This window comes from Streptomyces roseicoloratus, from assembly GCF_004117935.1.
In the GTDB taxonomy this organism is placed as follows: Bacteria; Actinomycetota; Actinomycetes; order Streptomycetales; family Streptomycetaceae; genus Streptomyces; species Streptomyces roseicoloratus.
The window spans coordinates 107,994-133,656 of sequence record NZ_SDOY01000113.1 but is presented as its reverse complement, the minus strand read 5'-3'; the positions used below and the strand labels follow the sequence as shown (position 1 = coordinate 133,656).

The 25,663-nt window shown below is 74.6% G+C and carries 22 protein-coding genes; 16 read left to right on the top strand and 6 right to left on the bottom strand.

All coding sequences use genetic code 11. The features are described 5' to 3' along the window. The first annotated feature begins 56 nt into the window (after nucleotides 1-56). From ESG85_RS14770 to ESG85_RS14755, 4 genes are all read left to right on the top strand, one after another. Nucleotides 57-2,663, top strand: a complete 2,607-nt coding sequence (locus ESG85_RS14770) for an FHA domain-containing protein (protein ID WP_128979376.1) — start codon at nucleotides 57-59, stop codon at nucleotides 2,661-2,663. A gap of 4 nt (nucleotides 2,664-2,667) precedes the next feature. Next, nucleotides 2,668-3,765 carry a hypothetical protein gene (locus ESG85_RS36930; RefSeq protein WP_425471232.1) on the top strand — a complete coding sequence of 366 codons (1,098 nt, stop codon included), beginning with the start codon at nucleotides 2,668-2,670 and terminating at the stop codon, nucleotides 3,763-3,765. Next, a complete protein-coding gene (locus tag ESG85_RS14760; protein ID WP_128979374.1) occupies nucleotides 3,762-4,880 on the top strand; it encodes a serine/threonine-protein kinase in 1,119 nt (372 codons plus the stop codon). Before ESG85_RS36930 ends, ESG85_RS14760 begins: the two co-directional genes overlap by 4 nt. A gap of 239 nt (nucleotides 4,881-5,119) precedes the next feature. Further along, nucleotides 5,120-5,815, top strand: a complete 696-nt coding sequence (locus ESG85_RS14755) for a hypothetical protein (protein ID WP_128979372.1) — start codon at nucleotides 5,120-5,122, stop codon at nucleotides 5,813-5,815. A gap of 32 nt (nucleotides 5,816-5,847) precedes the next feature. Here the strand turns inward: ESG85_RS14755 and ESG85_RS14750 are convergent, their stop codons facing one another. Then, nucleotides 5,848-7,203, bottom strand: coding sequence for a streptophobe family protein (locus ESG85_RS14750; RefSeq protein ID WP_128979370.1), 1,356 nt, complete (start codon nucleotides 7,201-7,203; stop codon nucleotides 5,848-5,850). A gap of 137 nt (nucleotides 7,204-7,340) precedes the next feature. Here ESG85_RS14750 and ESG85_RS14740 point away from each other — a divergent pair, with 137 nt between their 5' ends. Continuing rightward, entirely contained in the window at nucleotides 7,341-8,783 is a 1,443-nt protein-coding gene (locus ESG85_RS14740; RefSeq protein ID WP_342781347.1) for a DUF6777 domain-containing protein, read from the top strand. Nucleotides 8,784-8,842: 59 nt separating this feature from the next. Then, nucleotides 8,843-9,346 carry an FBP domain-containing protein gene (locus ESG85_RS14735; RefSeq protein ID WP_128979368.1) on the top strand — a complete coding sequence of 168 codons (504 nt, stop codon included), beginning with the start codon at nucleotides 8,843-8,845 and terminating at the stop codon, nucleotides 9,344-9,346. Nucleotides 9,347-9,426: 80 nt separating this feature from the next. Here ESG85_RS14735 and ESG85_RS14730 read toward each other — a convergent pair whose 3' ends face one another. Beyond that, a complete protein-coding gene (locus tag ESG85_RS14730; RefSeq protein WP_128979366.1) occupies nucleotides 9,427-10,620 on the bottom strand; it encodes an acyl-CoA dehydrogenase family protein in 1,194 nt (397 codons plus the stop codon). A gap of 158 nt (nucleotides 10,621-10,778) precedes the next feature. On the opposite strand from ESG85_RS14730, the gene ESG85_RS14725 reads away from it, so the two are divergent. From ESG85_RS14725 to ESG85_RS14715, 3 genes are all read left to right on the top strand, one after another. Further along, nucleotides 10,779-12,089 carry a CaiB/BaiF CoA transferase family protein gene (locus tag ESG85_RS14725; RefSeq protein WP_128979364.1) on the top strand — a complete coding sequence of 437 codons (1,311 nt, stop codon included), beginning with the start codon at nucleotides 10,779-10,781 and terminating at the stop codon, nucleotides 12,087-12,089. Continuing rightward, complete coding sequence (locus tag ESG85_RS14720; RefSeq protein WP_128979362.1) at nucleotides 12,086-12,754, top strand: GntR family transcriptional regulator; 669 nt, start codon at nucleotides 12,086-12,088, stop codon at nucleotides 12,752-12,754. Before ESG85_RS14725 ends, ESG85_RS14720 begins: the two co-directional genes overlap by 4 nt. Before the next feature lie 154 nt (nucleotides 12,755-12,908). Continuing rightward, on the top strand, nucleotides 12,909-13,517 hold the full coding sequence (locus tag ESG85_RS14715) for a CBS domain-containing protein (protein ID WP_128979360.1): 609 nt from the start codon (nucleotides 12,909-12,911) through the stop codon (nucleotides 13,515-13,517). An 85-nt stretch (nucleotides 13,518-13,602) separates the two neighbouring features. On the opposite strand, the gene ESG85_RS14710 is transcribed toward ESG85_RS14715, so the two are convergent. Further along, nucleotides 13,603-13,902 (bottom strand): DUF1876 domain-containing protein, encoded by a 300-nt coding sequence (locus ESG85_RS14710; protein ID WP_128979358.1) that lies wholly within the window; start codon nucleotides 13,900-13,902, stop codon nucleotides 13,603-13,605. A gap of 182 nt (nucleotides 13,903-14,084) precedes the next feature. After that, on the bottom strand, nucleotides 14,085-14,648 hold the full coding sequence (locus tag ESG85_RS14705; protein WP_181019037.1) for a universal stress protein: 564 nt from the start codon (nucleotides 14,646-14,648) through the stop codon (nucleotides 14,085-14,087). Nucleotides 14,649-14,785: 137 nt separating this feature from the next. Here ESG85_RS14705 and ESG85_RS14700 point away from each other — a divergent pair, with 137 nt between their 5' ends. Further along, nucleotides 14,786-14,992: an NADAR family protein gene (locus tag ESG85_RS14700; RefSeq protein WP_128979356.1), complete on the top strand. Its 207-nt coding sequence runs from the start codon at nucleotides 14,786-14,788 to the stop codon at nucleotides 14,990-14,992. 15 nt (nucleotides 14,993-15,007) lie between these two features. On the opposite strand, the gene ESG85_RS14695 is transcribed toward ESG85_RS14700, so the two are convergent. Beyond that, nucleotides 15,008-17,107 (bottom strand): SpoIIE family protein phosphatase, encoded by a 2,100-nt coding sequence (locus ESG85_RS14695; RefSeq protein WP_246095029.1) that lies wholly within the window; start codon nucleotides 17,105-17,107, stop codon nucleotides 15,008-15,010. Between the two features lie 359 nt (nucleotides 17,108-17,466). Between ESG85_RS14695 and dhaK the strand changes: the two genes are divergently transcribed. The 6 genes from dhaK to ESG85_RS14665 all read left to right on the top strand — a co-directional run bounded on the left by dhaK (nucleotide 17,467) and on the right by ESG85_RS14665 (nucleotide 24,002). Next, on the top strand, nucleotides 17,467-18,459 hold the full coding sequence (dhaK, locus tag ESG85_RS14690) for a dihydroxyacetone kinase subunit DhaK (protein WP_128979352.1): 993 nt from the start codon (nucleotides 17,467-17,469) through the stop codon (nucleotides 18,457-18,459). A 7-nt stretch (nucleotides 18,460-18,466) separates the two neighbouring features. Beyond that, nucleotides 18,467-19,102, top strand: coding sequence for a dihydroxyacetone kinase subunit DhaL (gene dhaL, locus ESG85_RS14685; RefSeq protein ID WP_128979350.1), 636 nt, complete (start codon nucleotides 18,467-18,469; stop codon nucleotides 19,100-19,102). Further along, on the top strand, nucleotides 19,099-19,530 hold the full coding sequence (locus ESG85_RS14680) for a PTS-dependent dihydroxyacetone kinase phosphotransferase subunit DhaM (protein ID WP_128979348.1): 432 nt from the start codon (nucleotides 19,099-19,101) through the stop codon (nucleotides 19,528-19,530). The genes dhaL and ESG85_RS14680 overlap by 4 nt, the downstream gene beginning before the upstream one ends. Nucleotides 19,531-19,741: 211 nt before the next feature. Beyond that, nucleotides 19,742-21,766: an NADPH-dependent 2,4-dienoyl-CoA reductase gene (locus ESG85_RS14675; protein ID WP_128979346.1), complete on the top strand. Its 2,025-nt coding sequence runs from the start codon at nucleotides 19,742-19,744 to the stop codon at nucleotides 21,764-21,766. A 71-nt stretch (nucleotides 21,767-21,837) separates the two neighbouring features. Next, a complete protein-coding gene (locus ESG85_RS14670; RefSeq protein WP_128979344.1) occupies nucleotides 21,838-22,482 on the top strand; it encodes a PadR family transcriptional regulator in 645 nt (214 codons plus the stop codon). A 125-nt stretch (nucleotides 22,483-22,607) separates the two neighbouring features. Next, nucleotides 22,608-24,002: an NAD(P)/FAD-dependent oxidoreductase gene (locus ESG85_RS14665; protein WP_128979342.1), complete on the top strand. Its 1,395-nt coding sequence runs from the start codon at nucleotides 22,608-22,610 to the stop codon at nucleotides 24,000-24,002. A 142-nt stretch (nucleotides 24,003-24,144) separates the two neighbouring features. Here ESG85_RS14665 and ESG85_RS14660 read toward each other — a convergent pair whose 3' ends face one another. After that, a complete protein-coding gene (locus tag ESG85_RS14660) occupies nucleotides 24,145-25,485 on the bottom strand; it encodes a DUF2252 domain-containing protein (RefSeq protein WP_128979340.1) in 1,341 nt (446 codons plus the stop codon). Nucleotides 25,486-25,663 lie beyond the last annotated feature (178 nt).

The window sequence follows — 25,663 nt, the reverse complement described above, 5'->3', positions numbered from 1 at the left end:
CGTGAGTCCTTCCGCCCGCCCGGGCGGGCGGCGGCGCGCGACGTTAGGATCAACGCATGGGAGAGCGTCCCGGCGCGCCCGTCGCGCCCGAGCTGGTCCTCGAGATCAACGGGGACGCGACCGTGATGAACCCGGGTCGCGTCTATCGCATCGGACGCGACCCCACCAGCGATGTCGTCCTCGCCGACGCCCGGACGTCCTGGCACCACGCGATCCTGCGGGCGGTCGGCGGCCACTGGACGCTCGAAGACGAGGGCAGCACCAACGGCACCTTCGCCGACGACCACCGGGTGGCCCTCAGCACGGTCGGCCCTGGCACGATCATCCGCTTCGGGCACCCCCTGGACGGCCCCCGTGCCATGCTGCTCCCGGCGGGTCCGGCTCCGGACGGGCAGGAAGCGGCGCGACAGGCGGGGCGGACGGATCAGGCACAGCCCCGGACGGGTCATGCACCGCCCGCACCCGAAGCGCAGCAGGCGCCCCCGGCCACACCGCCCGAGCCGGCCCCGGCAGCGCCGCCGGAAGCCGCACCGCCACCGCCCCCAGCGCCGCCGGCCCCACAACCAGCACCGGCACCGGCACCGCCGTCGGCCCCAGCAGCCTCATCCGCGCCCGCGCCCGCGCCCGCCGGGAGCGGTCCGCCCCGGCCCTCCTCCGTCTCGTACCCCGCCCTCACCGGGACCTTCCGGCAGCCGACGTCCGTGCGGCCCCTGCCGGTGCGCAGCATCCTGATCGGCCGCGCGCCCGACAACGACCTCGTCGTCGACGACCTGACCGTCTCGCGCCGTCACGCCGAGCTGCGGGCGGCGCCGGACGGCACGTACTGGATCCGTGACCTCGGCAGCCACAACGGCACCTTCCTCAACGGCCGTCCGGTCGGCGAGGCACGGGTGACCCCCGAGGACATCGTCGGCATCGGCCACCGCGCGTACTGCCTGATCGGCGCCAGCCTGGTCGAGTTCACCGACACCGGCGAGGTCTCCCTCGACGTGCAGCGGCTCGCCGTGACCGTCGACCACGGCCACAAGACCCTCCTCGACGACGTGTCCTTCCCCGTCGGGCAGAAGTGCCTGCTGGCGGTCGTCGGCCCGTCCGGCGCGGGCAAGTCGACCCTGCTCGGCGCCCTCACGGGGCAGCGGCCCGCCGACCGCGGCACCGTCCTCTACGACGGGCGTGACCTCTACCGCGACTACGCCGAGCTCCGCCAGCGCATCGGGCTCGTCCCCCAGGACGACATCCTGCACCTCCAGCTGACCGTCCGCCGGGCCCTCGGTTACGCCGCCGAGCTGCGCTTCCCCGAGGACACGGCGCCCGCGGAGCGGCGGGCCCGGGTGGACGAGGTGATCACGGAGCTGGGGCTCGAGGAGCGGGCCGGGCAGCCGATCCACAGCCTCTCCGGCGGCCAGCGCAAACGCGTGAGCGTGGCCCTGGAGCTGCTGACGAAACCCTCGCTGCTCTTCCTCGACGAGCCGACCTCCGGCCTGGACCCGGGCATGGACCGCTCGGTGATGCACATGCTGCGCGGTCTCGCCGACGACGGGCGGACGGTCATCGTCGTCACCCACAGCGTGCTGAGCCTCGACGTGTGCGACCGGCTGCTGGTACTGGCGCCCGGCGGCCGGGTCGCGTACTACGGCCCGCCCGCCGACAGCCTGGACTTCTTCGGCTTCGCGCAGTGGCCGGAGGCGTTCGAGGCGTTCGAGAACGACCGCGCACGCGACTGGGCGGGCCAGTACCGGACCTCGCGCTTCCACCGGCAGTACATCGACGACCCCTCCGTACGGCCGGGACCGGCGCCGGTCGCCGTTGGTCCGGCGGAGCCCGGGCCGGCCCCGCCGCCGAAGGCGCAGAGCTGGGGCTCCCAGGTCCGTACCCTCGTCCGGCGGTACGCGGCGGCACTGTCAGCCGACCGCACCTTCCTGGCCATCATGGTGGCGCTGCCCTTCGTCATGGGTGCCATGGCCCGGGCCCTGTCGGAGGGCAGCCTCAACCCCGAGTCGACGCTGAACGTGCTCCTGATCCTGTGCGTGGGCGGCGTCCTGACGGGCGCGGCGAACGCGGTGCGCGAGCTGGTCAAGGAACGCACGATCTACCGCCGTGAGAGAGCCGTCGGCCTGTCGCGTTCCGCGTATCTGATGTCCAAGATCCTGGTCCTCGGCCTGATCACGGTGGTGCAGGCGGTGGTCCTGACGCTGGTGGCGCTGATCGGCGTGCCGCTGAACGTGCCGGGCGACGGCAGCGGCGTGCTGATGCCGCCGCTCGTGGAACTGACGCTCGCCGTCGCGCTGCTCGCGTTCACGGCGATGATGCTCGGCCTGTTCGTCTCCGCGCTGGTGAGCAAGGAGGAGGTGACGATGCCGCTGCTCGTCCTCCTCGCCATCGTGCAGGTGGTGTTCTGCGGCGCGCTGCTCCAGGTGAGCGGCACGCCGGTCCTGGAGCAGCTGGCGTGGCTCGTGCCGTCGCGGTGGGCGTTCGCGGCGATGGGCGCGACGATCGACATCGGTGCGACGGTGCCGGGCGAGAAGACCGCCGACCCGCTGATGGACCACTCCGCGGGCGCCTGGCTCTTCGACATGGGCATGCTGGTGGTGCTGTGTGTCGTCCTCGGTCTGGTCGTGTCCCGGCTGCTGCGCCGGCACGAGCCGGTCGTGATGCGGAGGTAGACCCGTGGCCGCTACGGATGACACGCCGGGGTACGGCTCCGAGTACGGCGCGGGCTACGGCTCCGCGTACGGGCCGGGCCGCGGTTCGCCGTACGCGCCCGGGTACGCCTCGGAGTACGTGCCGGGCTTCCGGCCCACGCACGTGGTGCCCCGCGACGGGCTGCCCGCCTGGGAGGCCCCGGATCCGGAGCTGCCGACCGCGTCGCTGGACGCGTTCCTGCCGGTGCAGCTGACGGAGCGGGTGGGCGACTGGGGCCAGGTGCTGTGCTCCAACGGCTGGTCCGCGTGGGTGGACGCGCGGCTGCTCGTCTCCGTGCCGGCGGATCCCCCGGCGGCGGGCGGCCCTCCGGCGCGCACCGCCGACCCGCGTCCGCTGATCGCCCGCGCCGAGGACGCGCTCGGACGCTACCGGCGGGCCGCGGAGGAGCTGGCGGCGGGCAGGGCGGACGGCGAGACGTTCCGGCAGCGCACCCGCGGCCTGCGGATCGGGATGGTCGTCGACGGCGAGTCGGTGTGGCTGTACGACGCGGAGCACGAGCGGTGGGTGTACTGCGACGGCGAGGGCCTCCACACGTACGCGGCCTCGTCGGGCCCGTCGGCCGCGGCACGCACGCCGGCGGGCGTCGCACATGCCTCGGCCGCGGCGACGGGGGACGTGGCGGGCGCGCCCGGCGCGTCCGGTGCGGCGGGTGGTGGTGCCGGGGCGGGTGGGGTGTCCGCGTCCCCGGCCTTCCCGGAAGCGGGCCCGTCGCAGCCGCCTCCCGCGGAGGGCGCCCCCTCGAGCCCGGTCGAACCGGCCCCCGGGACCGGGCCGGAGGCAGAGCCCGAGCCCGTCGTCGCGATCGGGCACGAGCCGACGCAGGTGGTGCCGCAGCTCGTGCAGGACGCGGGGCGAGGCCCCGGAAGGTCCCCGGGCCCGGGAAACGGCACCGAGGAGGGGCCGGGCGCCACCAGGGTCGTATCGGAGCCGCCGCCGATGCCGGAGCGGTCGGGAGCGCGGGCGGACGCGGAGCCGGAAGCACGGGATCGGGGCCCGGAACCACGGGAGTCGAAGCCGGCGGGTCCGGAAGCGGATCCGGACGGCCCGGGTGAGTCCCGATGAGGCCCGCGCCCGCGCCGGGGGGCGCGACGCCCGGAGAAGCGGCCGGGGGCGGAGCCGGTCCCGGGCCCGGAGGGGGCGGGCGCGACCGGCCGGGTACGGCACCGGCGGTCCACCCGGACACGCATCCGGGCCTGCCCGCGGCCGGCCGGGACTCGGGGCTGCTCGGCAAGCGGATCGCCGGCTACCTGGTGGAGGAGGAGATCGGGCGGGGCGGCATGGCGGTGGTCTACCGGGCCTTCGACGTGAAGCTGGAGCGGACGGTGGCGCTGAAGCTCCTCGCCCCCGAGCTGGCCCGCAACGACACCTTCCGCAAGCGCTTCGCGCACGAGTCGCGGGTGGCCGCCGCCATCGACCACCCGCACATCGTGCCGGTCTTCGAGGCGGGCGAGACGGAGGGCGTGCTGTACATCGCGATGCGCTTCGTGCCGGGCCAGGACCTGCGGGCGCTGCTCGACCGGGAGGGCCCGCTGCCGCCGGTGACGGCGGGGCGGATCGCGACGCAGGTGGCGTCGGCCCTGGACGCGGCGCACGCGCACGACCTGGTGCACCGGGACGTGAAGCCCGGCAACATCCTGGTGGCCGAGGGCACGGACCGGGACCACCCGGAGCACGTGTACCTCACGGACTTCGGTCTGACGAAGAAGTCGCTGTCGCTGACCGGGTTCACGACCGTGGGGCAGTTCGTGGGGACCCTCGACTACGTGGCGCCCGAGCAGATCTCCGGCAAGCCGGTGGACGGGCGCTGTGACGTGTACAGCCTGGCCTGCGTGGTCTTCGAGACGCTGACGGGCGTGCCGCCGTTCCGCAGGGACGACGACATGGCGCTGCTGTGGGCGCACCAGTACGACCCGCCGCCGCCCCTGTCGGAGGAGCGGGCGGGTCTGCCGGAGGCGGCGGACGAGGTGTTCGCCGTCGCGCTGGCGAAGTCGCCGGAGGAGCGCTACGGCACGTGCCTGGAGTTCGTGACGGAACTGCGCGCCGCCTTGGCGCGGGACGGACGCGCGGGCGGCGCGGGCGGGCGGACGAGCCGGGTGAGGAGCGACGTGTGGCAGCCCACGCCACCGCCGGAACCTCCGGCGTGGGCGCGTCCGGTCTTCCGGTCACTGGGACCGTGACGGCGGCCGCGAAGCGAGGCGTGGGCGAGGGCACGGATCGTCACGGGGGATCTCACCGGGGAGCGCGCCAAGGAGGGCACGGTCCGCTGTGATCCCGCTCGTGGAACGGGGATGTCACGTCCCGCTCCAGGCCCCGTTGCTCCGTCGACGCGTATCCCGGTCGATCGCGATTGCGACCGGGCCGGGCCGCTGCGATCATGCGGTGACGCCGAACGGATGATCGGCGGACGGGGGGAATCATGCGTAACGTCTTTCGTGGTGCGGCGTTCGGCGCGGCACTGCTGGCAGCGGTCCTGACGGGCTGCTCGGGCGGATCCGGGGATGCCGCCGGATCGGGGAAGTCCGGGGCGGCCGCCTCCACGCCCCCCGCGGTCCCGTCGTCCGCGACGGCGCCCTCTCCGAGCCCGTCGGGGCCGACCCGCGCGGAGGTCGCGGAACGCACCGGCGCGCTGCTGACGAAGACGCTCGCGGAGGCGGGCGGTGACGACGTGGCGGGCCCGGACGGGCTGCTGCTGGTCGACGCGTGGCCGGACACCGACCAGGCGGAGTACACCTGGGAGACGGCGGACGGACGACCGTGCCATGCGACGGTCGGCCCCGAGCTGGTAAACGTACGGGCGTGCGCGACGACCCCGAGGAACCCGTCCGTCGTGCCGGGCAGGGTCAGCCCTCTCTTCACCTCGTTCGCCCACGGCTGGGGGCAGATCTTCGCCGTCGACCGGGGGCGGGTGACGGCCGCGAGCTGCAGCGGCAAGCCCGTGAAGGTCATCCAGGCCGGCACGGTCGCCAACGGCGCCCGCACGCTGTACGCGGTGTGGTTCCCGGACTACACCAAGGGCGAGATCCTGCTGACCGTCCAGCAGGGCGACAAGACGTCCCGGACGTCCTTTTCGCTCTCCGACGTGGGCACCACCTCCTGTACGGCGACGCCGTAGCGGAGCACGTGGCAGGGACGGGGACGCAGCGCTCAGGGCTTGTCCGCGGGGACCTCGCCGCGGCGGTGGACGCGGGTGGCGAGGAGGGCGCCGAGGAAGCCGGTGGCCAGGCCCCAGAGGAGGGCCAGGCCGACGGTCTTCCAGACGTGCGGTCGCAGGACGACGTCCGCGCCGAGTGCCCCGAGGTCGCCGATGCCGAGGATCGACAGGCCGAAGCTCGCCTCGACGTTCGTGAGCGGGGCGACCACCAGCATGGTGACGGCGAAGGCGACGCCGACGTGCACGGCGTGCCGCCAGAGCGGGACTCCGGCGGGTGAACGGACGGCCGCGAGGAAGGCGGCGGCGAGGACGAGGACCGCCGCGATCGGCAGCAGCCACCAGGCGCGCCCGTCGTACGCGGCGAGGCCGGACAGGTCGACGGTCGACAGGTCCTTGCCGCCGTCGCCGCCGCGCAGCACGGAGTCGAGGAGCTGCGGCATCGGCAGGCCGAACGGGCCCTCCACGCGGCCCTCCCACGAACCGCCGATGCCGACGCCGAGGGCGACCCAGGCCACGTTGGGCAGGCCGAGCAGCAGCACGGCGAGGGTCTCGGCCGCGTGTCCCCTGGTCGCGGCGACGACCACGCCGATGACCAGGGCGACGGCCACGTACGCGAGGACCAGGAGCAGCATCGCGGACGCGGCGGGCCGCACCGCCTGGTGGTGGCGGACGAGCCGGGGCGGAAGTGGCGTCCGGCGGGAGACGAGCAGGGCGACGACGAGGACGCCGAGGATCCACAGCAGTCCGTAGAAGAGCGTGGGTCCGACGTCCGTGGTGAAGCCGACCTTCGGATCGGTCGCGTCGAGCAGGTCCTTGAAGAGGTCGCCGAGGTCCCCGGTGTCCTCGGAGGTGCCGCCGAGGCTGATCGGGAAGTCGTGCCGGGCGAGCGCGGTCAGTCCGCCGAGTCCGGCCAGCCAGAACACGACGGTGGGCACGGCCAGGGCGAGGAGCGCGCGGGCCGGCGCGACGGCGTGGTGGCGCAGCGGACGCAGGAACACGCCGCCGGTGACGAGTGCGCCCACCAGGGTGACGGTGAGCGGCATGGCGGTGAGTTCGGCCTGGGTGCCGGCGAGGGATCCGGCCTCGCCGGAGAGGGACACCTCTCCGCCGGTGGCCATGACGACGACCGCGGCGAGGACGGCGACGAAGGCGCCGCTGCCGCCCGGCAGGTCGGCCGCGCCCGCGGCCCAGAGCCCGAGGCCCGCGGTGAGGCACATCGCCGCGTAGCCCGCGACGACCGCGGCGAGGGCCCACGCGGCGGCGTGGGCCACCTGGCCTGGGGCGGCGCCGGGCGCGGTTCTCCCTGGCGGAGTCGGCGGAGTGGGGAGCCGGGTGCTCACCCTGCCCACGCTAGTACCGGCGGCAGCCGACCGCTTGCGGACCGTCCGCCGGGCCCTCCCTCCCCGCCCGCCCGCCGGCCCTCCCGCTTGCGGGACACCCCCGACCGGCGCACACAATGGGCGCGGAACGGAAGAAAGGGAAAAACGTGACTTCCCACCCGCCGTCCGGTCGGCCCTCGGTCCCTCCCAGCGGCCCTCCCTCGGGCCCCCTGTCGGGCCCCGGCACGCGCCCGGGCCAGACCCCTCCGCCACCGCCTCCCGGCCCCCCGCACGACGGCTCGAGCGGCGGGGGAGGCGGAGGCGGAAGCAGCGGCGGCCGAGGCGGCGGCCCGGGCGGCCCCGGTGGCGGTACGGGCGGGGGCGGGGCGCCCCGCGGTGGCGGCGGAGGCCCGTGGTGGCGTTCCGTGCCCAAGGTCGCCTCGCTGACGGCGATCGTGGTCGCCGCGATCGCGCTGGTCGTCGTCCTGACGACGCGGAACGGCGGTGACGGCGGCAACCAGGCGGGGTCCGGCGGCGGCGAGGTGTTCCTGCAGAACACCTCCGCGAGCGGTCCGGATCCCTTCACCCGCTCCACGGCCCGCGCGGACGGCACCTCCGTCTCCCCGCCGCCGCTGCCCAGCGAGACCGGCACGGCGACCAACGCGGCGCGCAGCGTCACGGGTTCGGCGCCGGGCCTCTACGGCGGCACGCATCGCACGGCCAGCTGCGACGTCGAGCAGCAGGCCCGCTTCCTGGCCTCGGAGCCCGCCAAGAACGCGGCCTTCGCCTCCGTCCTCGGCATCCGGGCCGACCAAGTGCCCGGCTACCTGCGCTCCCTGACGACGCTTCAGCTGCGCGTCGACACCCGCGTGACCAACCACGGCTTCAGTGACGGGAAGGCCACCTCGTACCAGTCGGTGCTCCAGGCGGGCACCGCGGTCATGGTCGACGACCGCGGCGTGCCGCGGGTGCGGTGCGCCTGCGGCAACCCGCTGACGGCGCCGGTCGCGCAGCAGTCGCCGAAGCCGGTCGGCGCCGCGTGGCCGGGGTACCGGTCGGGCAACGTGGTCGTCGTCCAGCCGTCCGTGACGGTGATCAACGTCTTCGTGGTCTACGACCCGCACTCCGACAAGTGGATCGCGCGGGAGCCGGGCGGCAAGGGCCACCAGCACGACAAGCACACCACTCCCCCGCCGCCGCCCACGCACACCCCGTCGACGTCGCCGTCGACGTCCTCGTCGACCTCTCCGTCCACCTCGCCGTCGTCCCCCGTGCCGTGCGTGACGATCACGGGTACGGAGACGCCGACGCCCACCAACGGCGTGACGCCCTCGCCGTGCCCGTCGACGCTCACCCCGACCACGCCGGCACCGTCCACGTCGACCCCGACCCCGTCGGACTCCACACCGTCCGACGCGACGCCTTCGGACACGACCCCCTCGACGCCGTCCTCGGGTCCCGAGTCGCAGCCGGCCACCGACCTCACCTCGTCCGGTGCGTCGGTGACCACGTCGTCGAGCGTGGTGACCGGGAGGGACGCGGGCTCGTCCTTCCCGGTCGCGCCCGGCGTTCCGGGCCGGCCGGCCGGTCAGCCGCCGATCCGGGCGTGAACGGCCGGGGCGCCCGATAACCGGATGCCCCGGGCAAGCGTTCCGGTTACGGTCGCCGGGTGGAACCACTGACCGACAAACAGATCCGCGCGTCCTTCGTGAACTGCACGAAGGGCGACGCGGCCCGCATGAGGCTGCCGCTCGACTTCGCCGAACTGCCCTGGGAGGACCTGGACTTCCTGGGCTGGGTCGACCCGGGCGCGCCGCTGCGCGCCCACCTGGTCGTGCCGCGCGCCGACGGCCCGGTCGGCATCACGCTGCGGGTGCCGTCGGTGGGCCGCACCAGCGCGACGAAGTCCAGCATGTGCCAGATCTGCCTGACCTCGCACGCCTCCTCCGGCGTGACCCTGCTCGCGGCCCCGCTCGCGGGTGCGCGGGGCCGGGAGGGCAACACGGTGGGCACGTACATCTGCGCCGACCTCGCCTGCCCCCTGTACGTACGGGAAAAGCGGCAGCCGAAGCTGCGCGGCCGGCGGCACGAGGAGTCCCTGACCCTGGAGGAGCAGGTCGCCCGGATGACGGACAACCTCAACGCCTTCGTCGACCGGGTGAAGGCCGGGTGACGGCCGGCTGAGACCGGCAGGGCCCGTCCGGCGGGCCGGTCGGCCGGGCCGGGCCGGTCGGCCGCGGCCGGCCCGCCGGCTCAGCGGAAGGCCTGCTCGCCGGTGAGCGCCTTGCCGATGACCAGGGAGTGGACCTCGCTGGTGCCCTCGTAGGTGAGGACCGACTCCAGGTTGTTGGCGTGGCGCAGCACCGGGTACTCGAGGGTGATGCCGTTGGCGCCGAGGATGGTGCGGCACTCGCGGGCGACCGCGATGGCCTCGCGGACGTTGTTCAGCTTGCCGAGGCTGATCTGCTCCGGGGCGAGCGTGCCGGCGTCCTTGAGGCGGCCCAGGTGGACGGCGAGCAGCATGCCCTTGCCGAGTTCCAGCGCCATGTCGGCGAGCTTCTGCTGCGTCAGCTGGTACGAGGAGAGCGGCCGGGCGAAGACGGTGCGGTCGCCCGCGTACGCGATCGCCGTCTCCAGGCAGTCGCGGGCGGCACCGAGGGCGCCGAAGACGATGCCGAAGCGCGCCTCGTTGAGGCAGCCGAGCGGACCGGACAGGCCACGGGCCCCGGGCAGCACCGCGTCGGAGGGCAGCCGCACGTCCTCCATGACCAGTTCGCTGGTGACGCTGGCGCGCAGGGAGAGCTTCTGCTTGATCTCGGGCGCGCTGAAGCCGGGGGTGTCCGTGGGCACGACGAAGCCGCGGACGCCGTCCTCGGTGCGGGCCCAGACGACGGCGACGTCGGAGACGGAGCCGTTGGTGATCCACATCTTGGTGCCGTTGAGCACCCAGTCCGCGCCGTCGCGCTTGGCGTTGGTGCGCATCGCGCCCGGATCGGAGCCGGCGTCCGGCTCGGTGAGACCGAAACAGCCGATGTACTCGCCGGCCGCCATGCCGGGCAGCCAGCGCTGCTTCTGCTCCTCGGAGCCGAACTTCCGGATCGCGTACATCGCGAGCGAGCCCTGCACGGAGACCAGCGAGCGCAGCCCGGAGTCGACGGCCTCCAGCTCCATGCACGCCAGGCCGTACGCCACCGCGTTGGTGCCCGCGCAGCCGTAGCCCTCCAGGTGCATGCCGAGGACGCCCAGGCCGCCCAGCGTGCGGGCCAGCTCGCGGGCGGGGACGGCGCCCGCCTCGAACCACTCGGCGACGTGCGGCCGCAGCTCGCGGTCGGCGAGCGCCCGCACGGTGCGGCGGATCTCCCGCTCCTCGTCCGTCAGGAGCCCGTCGATCGCGAACAGGTCGAGCGGGTGGACGGGCGAGGGACTCGGGGACTTCGGCGACTTCACGGACGGCCTCCTGGCGACAGTGACGACTCGGCGTGCCGCAGCCTAGCGGGAGATCGGATATTGGATCCAGTATTGAATGGGGCGATCACGAAGCGTACGGTCCGGCGTGGACCGGCTGGATCCGACGGCCCCGGCATGGGGCCACGAAGGAGAGCGGTATGCGGGCGGAACGACCGGAAGGCCCCGCGGACGACGCCGCGGCCGAGGGGCCGGCGGGTCTTGCGGGCGGTGCCCTGTCCGGGATCGTCGTCGCCGACTTCGGCCGGGTGCTGGCCGGCCCGTACATGACGATGCTCCTCGCGGATCTCGGTGCCGAGGTCGTGAAGATCGAGCGCCCCGGCACGGGCGACGACACGCGCGCGTGGGGCCCGCCGTTCGCCGGCGGCCAGGCCACGTACTTCCTCGGGGTGAACCGCAACAAGCGTTCCGTCGCGCTCGACCTGGGCGATCCGGCCGGTCGGGAGACCGCCCGGGCGATCGTCGACCGGGCCGACGTCCTCGTGGAGAACTTCCGCCCCGGCACCATGGACCGCCTCGGCCTCGGCTACGAGCGGGTGCGGGCCACCAACCCCGGTCTCGTCTACTGCTCCGTGACCGGTTTCGGCTCCGCCGAGGGCGCCGCGCTGCCCGGTTACGACCTGCTCGTGCAGGCCATGGGCGGCCTGATGAGCGTCACCGGCGAGCCGGACGGCCCCGGCACCAAGGCGGGCGTGGCGCTGGTGGACGTCATCACCGGCCTCCACGCGGGGCTCGGCGTCCTGGCCGCGCTCCGCCACCGCGAACGGACCGGCGAGGGCCAGCGGATCGAGGTCTCCCTGCTGACCTCCCTGCTCTCCGCGCTCACCAACCAGGCCTCCGCCCACCTCGCCGCCGGCGTCGTGCCCCGCGCCCTGGGCAACCGGCACCCCAGCATCACCCCGTACGAGGTGTTCGAGGCGAGCGACCGCCCGCTGGTGCTCGCCGTCGGCAACGACCGTCAGTTCCGCGCCCTGTGCGAACGGATCGGCAGCCCCGGCCTCGCCGGCGACCCCCGTTTCGCCACCAACTCCGCCCGCGTCGCGCACCGGGAGGAACTGGCCGCCGCCCTGTCCGGGCGGCTCGCGACCCGCACCGCGGACGCCTGGTTCGAGGAGCTGACCGCGGCGGGCGTGCCCTGCGGCCCGATCAACGACCTGTCCGGCGCCTTCGCGCTCGCCGACCGGCTCGGGATCGGCCCGCGCGTCCCGGAGGAGGCCGCCGGGCCGGGTCAGGTCGCCCATCCCGTCGCCTTCGGCGCCACACCCGCCGCCTACCGCTCCGCTCCCCCGCGCCTCGGCGAGCACACCGCGGAGGTCCTGGCGGAGCTGGGACTCACGGGGCCGGGAGCGACCGAGCCAGGACGGACGCGGCCGGGAGCGGCGGAGCCGGAACCGCCGCAGCCCGGACCCACGGAGCCGGGTCGGGCGGAACGCGAAGGGACACAGCGATGAGCGGCACCGTGGAGCGGCGGCGGCCACCGACCGCCCAGCAGTTCGTCCTGGAAGAGCTGCGACGCGCCATCACCACCGGGGAGTTGCGACCGGGCGACCCGATCCGGCAGGACGCCCTCGCCGCGCGGCTCGACGTGAGCCGCGTCCCGCTGCGGGAGGCGCTGAAGACCCTGGAGGCCGAGGGCCTGGTGGTGCACCACGTCCACCGGGGCTATTTCTTCGCCGAGTTGTCCCTGGCGGACCTGGAGGAGATCTACCGGATCCGGCAGCTCCTGGAGACGGAGGCCGTGCGCGCCGCGCTCGCCCGGATGCCGGACGGGCTGACCGGCACGCTGGAGCGGATCCAGGAAGAGGTCGAGCGGGCGGCCGACGCGGGCGACGTCACGGCCATGGCCGAGGCCAACCGGCGCTTCCACTTCACCCTGATCGAGGCATCGGGCATGCCGCGCCTGGTACGCCTGATCGCGACCCTGTGGGACGCCACCGACGCGTACCGCGCGCTGTACTACGCCGAGGACCCGCACCGGGAGCGGGCGGTCCACGAGCACCGCGCGGTCGTCTCGGCGGTGGGCGAGGCGGACGGGACGGCGGCGGTGCGATGGCTCGACGAGCACCGCGAGCACGCGGTGGCGGCCCTGCGCGAGGTGCTGGGCCGGACGGACTGAGCAGCGGGTCCGCGGCCGGGCGGGGCGGGGCGCCGCGGACTCGCGGCACCGCCCGGTCCGCCGTCCCCGCCACCCCGGTCACCGACCCGCGGGGCATCGGCTGTCGTGCGTGAGGGATCATGGACAAAGGAGCCAAGAAGGGACGGGACCAACAATGAGGCACCGCAGTGTCGCCGACCTCATGACGCCTACCGCGGTCGCGGTGCAGCGGGGGACTCCCTTCAAGGAGATCGCCCGGCTGCTCGACGAGTACGGCATCACGGCCGTGCCGGTCGTGGACGAGGCGGACCGGCCGGTGGGCGTGGTCTCCGAGGCGGACCTGCTCAGGCGCCACACCGCGAAGGACGGCCCCAGCACCGCCGAGGCCATGATGTCGAGCCCGGTGGTGACCGCCCGTCCCTCCTGGACGGCGGTGGAGGCGGCCCGGCACATGGAACGGCACCGGGTGAAGCGGCTGCCGGTGGTGGACCCCGACGGCCGGCTGATCGGCGTGCTGAGCCGCAGCGACCTGCTCCAGCTGTTCCTGCGCCGTGACCGGGCCATCCAGGAGGAGATCCTGGAGGACGTGGTCACCCGCATCCTGCGCCTGTCCCCCGCCTCGCTCCACATCGACGTGGCGGAGGGCAGGGTGACGCTGAGCGGCACCCTGCCGCGCAAGAGCCTCGCGCCGATCTTCGTCCGCCTCTGCGAGGACGTGGACGGCGTGGTGGAGGTCGTGGACCGGCTGACCTACGAGGACCAGCAGGGGAACGGCGGGGACTGAGCGGCCCCGCACGGTCCCGCCGACGCCCGGTCCGCCGGTGCGGGTGGCACCGGCGGACCGGGACGGACGGCTGGGTGGCGGTCCGTCACTCGACCGCCTCCGGCCAGCCGTATCCGGGTCCGGTGCGCCGCGGCACGGTGTCGGCGCCCACGGCCTCCATCTCCCGGTCGGCCTCCCGCATCAGCTTTCCGGCCAGATCCTTCATGGCCCGGCCCGCGGCGAGCTCGTCACCGATGGCCGGTACGTCCACGTCCGACGGGTTGCAGCGGGCGCTGCCGTGTCCGGTGAGGGTGGACGTACCGGTGTCCAGGCGCGCCTCCGCCTTGGTCCTGCCGTTCTCCTCGACCAGATCCACGCCGACCTTCCACTCCAGGTGCCGTGTCATGGTCCGCCTCCTCGTACCCGCGACCACACGGAAGCACCGCGCGGCCCTTCTCCTCTCAGCATCCCGCCGGGGACGCCTTCGCGCCACGGAGGGCGGGCGCCGTGCCGGTGTGCCGCACGCCCTTCGCCAGGGCGCCGCGTGCGGCGGCCGTCCCGGGTCGTTCACGTGGCCCGGGGCGTCCCTCACCGTCCCGCGTCGACCGTGCCCGGGCGGACGATGACGACCGGGCATGAGGCGTGCAGGGCGCACTGCTGACTGACCGAGCCCAGCAGGAGGCTCGAGAAGCCTCCGCGGCCCCTGCTGCCCACGACGAGCAGGTCCGCGCCTTCCGACGCCTCCGTCAGGACCTTGGCGGGGTTGCCCCTGACGACGTGCTCCTCCAGGGCGACGTCGCCGGACCCGCCGAGTGCCGTCCGAATCTCGTCGGTCAGTGCCTGCCGGGCGTGCTGCGCGTCGAAGGCGGCGTCCACGGCCGGCGCCGACCAGCCCACCGCTCCGGGCACGTCGTACGCACCCCAGGCCTCCAGGTTCGCTCCGGTCAGGCGGGCGTGCCGCGCCGCCCACCGCAGCGCCTCGTGCGAGGCCGGAGAACCGTCCACGCCGACCACCACGCGAGGGCCCGGCCCGGGTGATCCGGCCGGCCCGGCCGCTTCCGCCGCCGTGCCCGGCCGGGCCGCTTCCGCCGCTCCGGCCCACCCGGTCCGCTCGGTCTGTTCGGTCCGCTCGCTCTGTTCACTGGGGTTCATGAGCGCACTCCCTTCAGGCACGGGCGCGTTCCCCCCCGGACAGCTCCCTCTCTCTGCCGACTGCCCCGTCGGGCCCCGCGCATTCACCCGCCACGGCGCCGCCGCGTGAGGACTGAGGGCGGATCCGCACGGCGGTCATGGCCCGGTTGCCGCGCGCCACGTCCGCGCAGCAGCCCGGCCTCGCCGCGGTCCTCGTGGCCACGGGAGACGCGACCCTGCTCCACGACGACACGGACTCGGACTTCTGGGGCGACAACGGCAGCCGGGGCCGGAACCGGACGGGCCGCCTCCTGGAACGCGTCCGGCCCGAACTGCCGGCCGGCCAGGCCGTCGGCATCGGCTGAGGCGGGACGCGCCGGTCAGTCCGCCTGGCCGGCCCGGGACTGCCCGCCCTGCATCCGGGCGATGAGCAGCGCCACGTCGTCGCGGTCGCCCGGCTGCCGCAGTTCGCTCAGCAGGAGGTCGCAGGTGTCCTCCAGGTCGCGGTGCGGGCCGGCGAGCAGGGACAGCAGGAGGGCGAAGCGCTCGTCGAGGGGCTGGTCGCGGGTCTCGACCAGGCCGTCCGTGTAGAGGACCAGCTGGTCACCCGGGCTCAGGCCGAGCCGGGTGGTGTGGAAGGGGACGCCGCCCACGCCGAGGGGGGCGCCGGTCGGCAGGTCGAGCAGTTCCGGCGCGCGCCCCGGTCGCATGAGGACCGGCGGCAGGTGTCCCGCGACCGAGATGTGGCACTGCCGGCCGTGCGGGTCGTAGACGGCGTAGACGCACGTGGTGAACGTGTGGTCCATGCCGGCGGTGGCCTGGTCGAGGTGGTGGAGGACCTGCGCCGGATCGAGGTCGAGCTGGGCCAGCGTACGGGTGGCGGTGCGCAGCTGCCCCATGGTCGCGGCCGCGTCGATGCCGCTGCCCATGACGTCGCCGATGATCAGGGCGGTCTTGTCGGCCGGGAGGGCGATGACGTCGAACCAGTCGCCGCCGATCTCGCTGGTCGCGCCCGCCGGCTCGTAGCGGTGGGCGATGCCGAGGCCGGGCCTCCGGGACGGCCGGTTCGGCAGCAGGTTGCGCTGGAGGGTGAGGGCGGCGTGGCGCTGGCTCTGGAACCAGCGGGCGTTGTCGATGCACACGGCCGCGCGGGCGGCGAGCTCCCCGGCCAGGGTGACGTCGTCCTCGTCGAACGGTGCCGGGTTCCGGGCCCGCATGAGGCCGAGCGCGCCGATCACCTCGCCGCGGGCGATCAGCGGCAGCGCGAGGTACGAGTGGACGCCCGCCTCGGCGAGAACGGCGGCGGAGGCGTCGTCCCGGGCGATGCGGCGCAGGTCCTCGGGGGTCACCGTCGCCCGTACGAGGGGGCGGCCGGTGTTCACGCAGCGGGTGACCAGCCGGTCCGCGTCGTACTCGGCGAGGTCACCGACGCGGTCCGGGGCGTCGACGGCCTCGCTGGGGTATGCCGCGACCACCGCCAGTGCCCGGAACCGTGCGGGGCCGGTCGGCGTCCCCGGGCTGCGCAGGCCCTGCAGGACGCTGTCGAGGACGTCGACCGTGACCAGGTCGGCGGTCTCGGGCACGCAGACGTCGGCCAGCTCGCGGGCCGTCTGCTGGAGGTCGAGCGTGGTGCCGATCTTCACCGACGCGTCGGCGACGAGGGCGAGCCGGCGCCGCGAGCGGGCGGCGTCGGCGGCCGCCCGGTGCTGGCCGGTGACGTCCACGACCGACGTGGCGAGGCCGAGGACCCGTCCGGACGGGTCCTCCAGGCGGTAGAAGGACACCGACCAGGCGTGTTCCTGGCCCGGGTCGGCCGGGGTCTCGCCGACCACGAACCGGTCGAGCGCCGGGACTCCGGTGGCCAGGACCTCGTGCATCACCGACCTGACGGCCTGGCTGCGCAGAAACGGCGGCGTCTCCCCCTCCGCCGACCGGTCGGGGTCCTGGCCGGGCCGGCGGTTCATGCCTTCCAGGGCCGGGTTGACCAGGACGAACCGCAGGGCGGTGTCCATGACGCCGAGGCCGATCGGCGACTGGGAGATCAGCCGCAGGGAGAGCGCCAGGTCGCGTTCCACGCGCCGCAGGGTGGCCTGGTCGGTGGCGATGCCCAGCGCGTAGCGGCCTCCCTTGTCGTCGTCCAGCCGCATGTTGCGGAACTCCACCATCCGCGTGGTGCCGTCCTTGCGCCGGACGGGGAAGCCGCCCGCCCAGCGCCGCCCGCTCTCCATCACGTGGGTGAACAGCTCGACGACGAGGTCGAGGTGCTCCTCGTCGACCAGCAGGTGCCCCGCGAACCGGCCCAGCGCCTCGTCCGCGGGGTAGCCGAACAGCTCTTCGGCCTGCGCGCTCCACAGCGCGATCCGCCCGCTGTCGTCCAGCACGACGGCGGCCAGGCTCAGCACGTCGAGGAGCCCGCCGGGGGCCGCCGGGGCCGCACCCGAACCGCCGACCTCGTCCCGGAACGCATCGGACGTACTCACCCGGCACCCCTTCCGCCCGCCGGCACGGGAGCGGCCCCGCGCCGGCCGGACCGCAGGCTCGGATCTCCACTCGCCTCTCGTTTCCCCCATCGTCCCTCCGAACGGGCCGCGGAGCGCCTCACGGACACCCGGCCGCGTGGCGGCGCCGGGGAGCGCGGCCCACGGACGCGAACGCGAGCGGGCTTCCGTACCGTCCGCCGCCGCCGTCCCGCGGGACGGCCCGCGCGTGGCCCCGGTTCCGGCCGGTGCGTCTTCCCGATCCGCGTGACCTCGGCCGCCGCAGGGCCGATACTGCCGAAGGGATCTCCCGCCGGCTCCCCCGCGCAAGGTCCATCCGCGAGCTTCACGAGGAGACGGTCTTGAGGATGCTGATCAATGTTCCGGAGACGGTGGTCGACGACGGGCTGCGCGGGTTCGCCGCCGCGCACCCCGAGCTGACCGTGGACGTGGAGAACCGGATCGTGCTGCGGCGCGACGCGCCGGTGGCCGGGCAGGTGGCCCTGGTGTCCGGCGGCGGGTCGGGGCACGAGCCGTTGCACGCCGGTTTCGTGGGGCCGGGGATGCTCGCGGGCGCGTGCGCGGGGGCGATCTTCACGAGTCCCGTGCCGGACCAGATGGTACGGGCGGCCGCGGCGGTGGACAGCGGCGCCGGGGTCCTGTTCGTGGTGAAGAACTACACCGGCGACGTGCTCAACTTCGACATGGCCGCCGAGCTCACCGAGGACGAGGGTATCCAGGTCGCCAAGGTGCTCGTCGACGACGACGTGGCCGTCACCGACAGCCTGTACACGGCGGGGCGGCGCGGGACCGGGGCCACGCTGTTCGTGGAGAAGATCGCCGGAGCGGCGGCCGAGGCGGGCGCGCCTCTGGAGCGGGTCGAGTCGATCGCCCGCCGGGTGAACGCGCGGTCCCGCAGCTTCGGTGTCGCGCTCAGCGCGTGCACGACGCCGGCGAAGGGCTCGCCGACCTTCGAACTGCCGGATGGTGAGCTGGAGTTGGGCATCGGCATCCACGGGGAGCCGGGGCGCGAGCGGCGCCCGATGATGACCTCGGGAGAGATCGCGGACTTCGCGGTCGACGCCGTCCTGCAGGACCTGCGGCCCAAGGGGCCGGTGCTCGCCCTGGTGAACGGGATGGGCGCGACGCCGTTGCTGGAACTCTACGGGTTCAACGCGGAGGTGCAGCGGGTGCTCGGCGAGCGCGGGGTGCCGGTCGCGCGGACGCTGGTGGGCAACTACGTGACCTCGCTCGACATGGCGGGCTGCTCGGTGACGCTGTGCGAGGCGGACGAGGACCTGCTGCGGCTGTGGGACGCGCCCGTGAGCACGCCCGCGCTGCGCTGGGGGCGGTGAGGCGACGATGAGCACGGAGACGTACGGCGCCGGTTTCTTCCGGGACTGGCTGACCGCGGCCGCGGCCGCGGTGGACCGGGAGGCCGGCCGGCTGACCGAACTGGACTCGGCGATCGGCGACGCCGACCACGGGGCCAATCTGCAGCGCGGCTTCGCCGCCGTGGCGGCGACCCTGGAGAAGGAGCCGCCGGCCACACCGGGCGCGGTGCTCACGGGCGCCGGGCGACAGCTGATCTCCACGGTGGGCGGCGCGTCCGGACCGCTGTACGGGACGCTGCTGCGGCGTACGGGGAAGGCGCTGGGCGACGCGGAACGGGTCTCCCGGACCGGGCTCGCCGAGGCGCTGGCCGCCGGGGTCGCCGCCGTGTCCCGGCTGGGCGGGGCGCGGCCGGGCGACAAGACGATGCTGGACGCGCTGGGGCCGGCCGCCGAGGCGCTCGGCGACTCGTTCGCGGCGGCCCGCGAGGCGGCGGAGGCGGGAGCGCTGGCGACCGTGCCGATGCTCGCGCGCAAGGGTAGGGCGAGCTATCTCGGCGAGCGGTCCGTGGGCCACCAGGACCCGGGGGCGACGTCGTCGGCGCTGCTGTTCGCGGCGCTCGCGGACGTGGCCGGGGCGGCGGACGCCGTGGAGGGGACGTCATGAGCGGGCCGGTCCGGACGGGCGGGGACGCCTCCGGCCGGGTCGGGATCGTCCTGGTCTCGCACAGCGCGGCCGTGGCCGCCTCGGTCGCCGAGCTGGCCCGTGGGCTCGCGGGCGCCGACACGGCCCCGATCCTGCCCGCGGGCGGCACGCCGGACGGCGGTCTCGGCACCAGTGCCGAGCTGATCACCGAGGCCGCGAAGGCCGCCGACGGCGGTGCCGGTGTGGCCCTCCTGGTCGACCTGGGCAGCGCGGTGCTGACGGTGAAGGCCCTGCTCGCGGAGGGTGACGAGCTCCCGGAGGGTGCCCGCCTGGTGGACGCCCCGTTCGTGGAGGGCGCGGTGGCGGCCCTGGTGACGGCGTCGGCCGGCGGCGACCTCGCCGCGGTGACGGCGGCGGCCGCGGAGGCGTACGCGTACCGCAAGGAGTGACGGCCGGGCCGGCCCGGGACCCGCGCTTCGGCACGGGAGCGGAGGCCGGGGCCGGTCAGACGGTTTCGAGGGCCCGCGCCGGGCGGCGCGGGCCCTCGGCTTGCCCTGTGGTGTCCGGCACATCTCGGAGCCAGCCTTATGCAACTTGTTGCACAAGGCTCGGCGCGTCGTCTACAACAGTCGTGACGACCCCGCGCGAGGAGGCGCCCCGATGGCCCCGAACACCCCGTACCCGCACCTGCTGAGCCCGCTGGACCTCGGGTTCACGACCCTGCCCAACCGGGTGCTCATGGGCTCCATGCACGTCGGCCTCGAGGAGGCCGAGCACGGCTTCGAGCGGATGGCCGCCTTCTACGCCGAGCGCGCCCGCGGCGGCGTCGGCCTCATCGTCACCGGCGGCATCTCCCCCAACGAGGCCGGCCGGCCCTGGGACGGCGGCGCCAAGCTGACCACCGCCGAGGAGGTCGCCGAGCACCGCGTGATCACCGACGCCGTGCACGCCGAGGGCGGCCGGATCGCGATGCAGATCCTCCACTTCGGCCGGTACGCCTACCACCCCGCCCTGGTCGCGCCCAGTGCGATCAAGGCCCCGATCAGCCCCTTCGTACCGAACGAGCTCTCCGACGCCGAGGTCGAGCAGACCGTCGAGGACTACGCCCGCTGCGCCGAGCTCGCCAGGGAGGCCGGCTACGACGGCGTCGAGGTGATGGGCTCCGAGGGCTACCTCATCAACGAGTTCATCGCCGCCGCGACCAACCAGCGCACCGACCGCTGGGGCGGCTCCTACGAGAACCGCGTCCGCTTCCCGCTGGAGATCGTCCGCCGGATCCGCGAGCGCGTCGGCGAGGACTTCATCGTCGTCTACCGGCTCTCCATGCTCGACCTGGTCCCGGGCGGCTCGACGCTCGACGAGGTGGTCTCGCTCGCCAAGGAGATCGAGGCGGCCGGCGCCACCATCATCAACACCGGCATCGGCTGGCACGAGGCCCGCATCCCCACCATCGCCACCTCCGTGCCGCGCGGCGCCTACACCTGGGTGACCAAGCGTCTGATGGGCGCGGTGTCGGTCCCGCTCGTGACCTCCAACCGGATCAACACGCCGGAGGTCGCGGAGCGGATCCTCGCCGAGGGCCGCGCCGACATGGTGTCGATGGCCCGCCCGTTCCTCGCCGACCCGGACTTCGTCGCCAAGGCCGCCGCCGGCCGCGCCGAGACCATCAACACCTGCATCGGCTGCAACCAGGCCTGCCTCGACCACACCTTCAGCCTGAAGATCACCTCCTGTCTGGTGAACCCGCGGGCCTGCCACGAGACCGAGCTGGTCCTCTCCCCGACCCGGCTCGCCAAGCGGATCGCCGTCGTCGGCGCGGGCCCGGCCGGACTCGCCTGCGCGGTCTCGGCGGCCGAACGCGGCCACACGGTCACGCTGTTCGACGCCGCCGCCGAGATCGGCGGCCAGCTGAACGTGGCCAAGCAGGTACCGGGCAAGGAGGAGTTCGACGAGACCCTCCGCTACTTCCGCGTCCAGCTCGCCGAGCGCGGCGTCGACGTCCGTCTGAACACCCTCGTCTCCGCGGCCGACCTCGACGGCTACGACGAGGTCGTCGTCGCCACCGGCGTGACCCCCCGCGTCCCCGGGATCGAGGGCGTCGACCACCCGAGCGTGGTCGGCTACCTGGACGTGCTGCGCGACCGCGTGCCCGTGGGCGAGCGGGTCGCCGTCCTGGGCGCCGGCGGCATCGGCTTCGACGTCGCGGAGTTCCTCACCGACGGCGGCGAGGGCGCGAGCCAGGACCCGGAGACGTACTTCCGCCAGTGGGGCGTCGACACCTCGTACGAGGCGCGGGGCGGACTGCGCGTGCCGGAGCGGCCGCGGCCGCCGCGCCAGGTCCACCTGCTCCAGCGCAAGACGACCAAGGTCGGCGCGGGCCTCGGCAAGACCACCGGCTGGATCCACCGCACCGAGCTCAAGCACCGCGGCGTCACGATGGTCGCCGGCGCCTCGTACGAGCGGATCGACGACGAGGGCCTGCACATCACCGTCGACGGCGAGCCGCAGCTCGTCCCGGTCGACACGGTGGTCCTGTGCACCGGCCAGGAGCCGCGCCGCGGGCTGTACGAGGAGCTGATCGCCGCGGGCCGGTCCGCGCACCTGATCGGCGGGGCCGACGTCGCCGCCGAGCTGGACGCCAAGCGCGCGATCGACCAGGGCACGCGGCTCGCCGCCGCCCTGTGACGCGGTGGGCGGCGCGCGCCCACCCACCGCGCGCCGCCCGGACCGTCCACCCGGCTGCTTAGGATGCGCCCATGTCCCTCCCGCACGCGATCCTGACGGCGCTGGTCGAGAAGCCGACCTCCGGCCTCGGGCTGACCCGCCGCTTCGACCGGTCGATCGGCTATTTCTGGTCGGCCACGCACCAGCAGATCTACCGGGAGCTCGGCAAGCTGGAACAGGCGGGCTACATCCGGGCACTGCCGTCCGCCGTCCCCGCGCGCGGGCAGAAGAAGGAGTACGAGGTGCTTCCGGCGGGCCGCGCCGAACTCGCGGCCTGGGTGGACACCGCCGAGGACCCCAAGCCGATGCGCTCGGCCCTGCTGTTGCGGATGCGGGCCGCCGCCGTGGTCGGCGGCACCGGCCTGCGGGACGAACTGGAGCGCCATCTGGGCCTGCACCAGCGGCAGTTGGACGAGTACCTGGAGATCGAGGCCCGCGACTTCCCGCCGGACCGCCGCTCCGCGGAGGCGGACCGGCTGCGGCACCTGGTGCTGCGGGGCGGGATCGAGCTGGAGCGCTTCTGGGTGCACTGGCTGACCCAGGCGATCGCCGAACTCGGGGAGGCGGGCGGACTCGGGGAGGCCGGCGAGCCCGGGGAAGCCGGCGAGCCCGGGGAGGCCGGCGAGCCCGGGGAGGCCGGCGAACTCCGGGAGGCCGGCGGGCCCGGAGACGGCTGATAACAGTGGGTGCCGGGCGCGAACACGGCGAGCCGGCGTCGCCACGGTGGATACTGGTCAGTCCTGGACCGTCCGGGCCCCCGCGGCCCGCGGCGGTTCCGCGAACCCTAGGCGAAAGGGCGAGGATGGCCGACGAGTTGGGACCCCGCAGGACGCGTCACGCGGTGGTCGTCGGGGGGAGTCTCGCGGGTCTGCTGGCCGCACGGGTGCTGAGCGAGCACGCCGAGCGGGTCACCGTCGTCGAGCGCGACCGCTATCCGCAGGAGCCGGAGTACCGCCCCGGTGTCCCGCAGAGCCGTCACCTCCACGTGCTGATCGAGGGCGGGCAGCGGGCGTTCGACGAGCTGCTGCCCGGCTTCACGACCGAACTGCACGGACTGGGCGCGCCGAAGCTGGGCGTGCCGCGGGACATGGTGCAGTGGCAGAACGGGCAGTGGTACGCCCGTACCGAGCCCACCGTGCACTTCTACGCCGGTCCGCGCGACCAGCTCGACTGGCTGGTGCGCGAGCGGGTGTTCGCCGATCCGCGGATCGAGCGGATCGAGGGCACCGAGGCGGTCGGCCTGCTCGGCGACTCCACCCGGGTGCGGGGAGTGCTCCTGCGCGAGCGCGGCGCGGGCGCGCCGAAGGAGCCGTACCCGCTGGAGGCCGATCTGGTCGTGGACGCCTCGGGCCGCTCGACCCGCGCGGCGGACTGGCTGGCCGGGATCGGGGCCGAGGCCGCGCACGAGGAGACCATCGACACGGGCCTGGCGTACGGCACGCGGCTGTTCCGCTCCCCCGCCGAGGATCCGTCCACCGACGCCCGCGGCTACTACATCGTGCCCAACCCGGCCCAGGTGTACAGCGGCGTGATCCTGCCGCTGGGCGACGGCCGGCACGTGGTCACCCTCGCCGGCCTGCGCGGCGACGAACCGCCCACGGACGAGAAGCTGTTCGAGGACTTCGCGCGCCGGCTGCCGCACCCGGTCGTGGCCGACTGGATCGCCAAGGCCGAGCCGCTGACACCCGTGTACGGCTTCCGCAAGACGGCCAACATCCGCCGCCGCTACGACCGTCCGGGCCGCCGCCCCGCCGGTTTCCTCGCGACCGGTGACGCGCTGTGCGCGTTCAACCCGATCTACGGGCAGGGCATGGCGGTCGCCGCGCTGACCGCGCTCGCGCTGCGCGGGGCGCTCGCGGACACCCGGCGCGTGCCGACCACCCGGCGGGTGCAGAAGGCGCTGCTCGCCGCGTCGCAGCAGGCCTGGGACATCTCGGCGGGCGCCGACAGGACGATGCCGGGCGCGAGGGGTGACGCGGCCCGTACCGGGGCCCTCGACAAGGTGACCGGCTGGTACCTCGGCCGGGTGGCGCTGCGGGGCGCGGCCCACCCGGTGGTCGGTCCGGCGTTCCGCTCGGCCCTGCACCTGACCGCCCCGCTGACGGCGGTGTTCGCCCCGGCGGTGGTGCGTGCGGCGCTGTTCGACCCGGTGCCGGAGACGCCGGCCGGTCCGCCGATGCGGCGCCAGGAGACCTGACCGGCGCCGGCACGCACGTGACGGGGCGCGGCGGCCCCGGCGGCCGGAGATGGCAGATGACGGAGTGCGGCGGCCCCGGCGGCCGGACGCCCGGGGCCGCGGCCTCGAGTTCCCGGGCTCCCGGGGCCGCCGTCACGTGTGCTCAGACTCCCGGGGCCGCCGTCACGACTCCGGCCGCGATGGCGGCACCGAGTGCCGCGTAGTCGTCGGCGTTCTGGCCGGCGTAGCGCAGCGCGAAGTCGGCGGTGGCCCGGTCGAAGACGTCGGAGCCGCCGAGGTAGGCGGCGATCGCGATCCGGTCGCCGGAGCGGGCGTGGGCCCGGGCGAGGGCCCGCCCGCACAGCCGCGCGTAGTCGCGGAGCACGGACGGCGACATGGTCTCGACCTCGGCGGAGCCCTTCATGTCGCGCAACTGGCGCCAGTAGAAGTGGCGTTGCTCGGGTCCGGTCATCCAGCCGAGGAAGATGTCGCCGGCGGCCTGGGTGAGCCGCTGCCCGCTGACGACCCGGTGGCCGTGGTGGGTGTGGGGGCTCGGCCCCAGATGCTGTTCCAGGACGGACGCGCTCGCTTCCTTGATCTGGAGGAAGAGCGGGTCGCCGTCGTCGCGGCCCTCCAGGAGCAGGACGAAGCAGCGGGTGCCGACGCTGCCGACGCCGACGACCTTGCGGGCGGCGTCGACGAAGCGGAAGCGGTCGAGCAGCAGTCGGCGTTCCTCGGCGAGGGAGCTGCGGTAGTCGCTGAAGATCTTGCCCAGGGTGACCCGGTCGACGTCGGTGACGCGTTCCAGGAGCGGTGGGTCGTCGACGATGTGGCGGCCCGTGCCGTCCTTCACGGTGAGCTTGCCGAGGGCCTGGAGGCTGGTGCGGCGGCGGGCGCGGGCGAGCCGTTCCTGCAGCCGGCCGCGGCTCGCGGCGCCGTGCGCCAGCGCCATCAGGTCGTCCTCGGCGATCCGCTCGTACCAGACCTCGAGCTCACCGCGCGCGGCCAGTCCGCGCATGGCGAGCCGGTAGGACTCCACGGTGACCTGCGCGGCGCGGTGGGCCTTGGCCTTGGTGGTGCCGTTCTGCAGGGCGGCCACGGCGACGGAGGCGGCGAGGCGCTTCACGTCCCACTCGAAGGGCCCCTGCAGGGTCTCGTCGAAGTCGTTGACGTCGAAGAGAAGCGTCCGTTCGGGTGAGGCGTAGACGCCGAAGTTGAGGAGGTGGGCGTCGCCGCAGAGCTGGACGGTGAGTCCGGTGTGCCGCTGCGCGGCGAGGTCGGCGGCCATGACGGCGGCGGCGCCGCGCAGGAAGGCGAACGGGGAGACCGCCATCCTGCCGTAGCGGATGGGCACGAGATCGGGCAGCCGGTCGACGGACTGCCGTTCCAGGACAGCGACCGGGTCGGGGCGCTGGGAGGAGGGTATCCAGCGGCCGTGCGAGGAGCGCGGGGCGCGCTTGCGGGCGGCCTTGCCTCGCTCCGCCCGTTCGGACGGTGTCGCCATTCGGCCTCACCAGCCTCTCCCCGCGCCGCCGTCGGCGACCGTCGGCGACCGTCGGCACTGCTCCGGTGCGATCCATTACACGGCGCGGCGCGCCTTTCGGCCACTCTCGTGGCCGGGACTTCCAGAATGGTTTAGACCAATGATAGGAATTGATCACCCACGCGACTCGGGTGGTCAC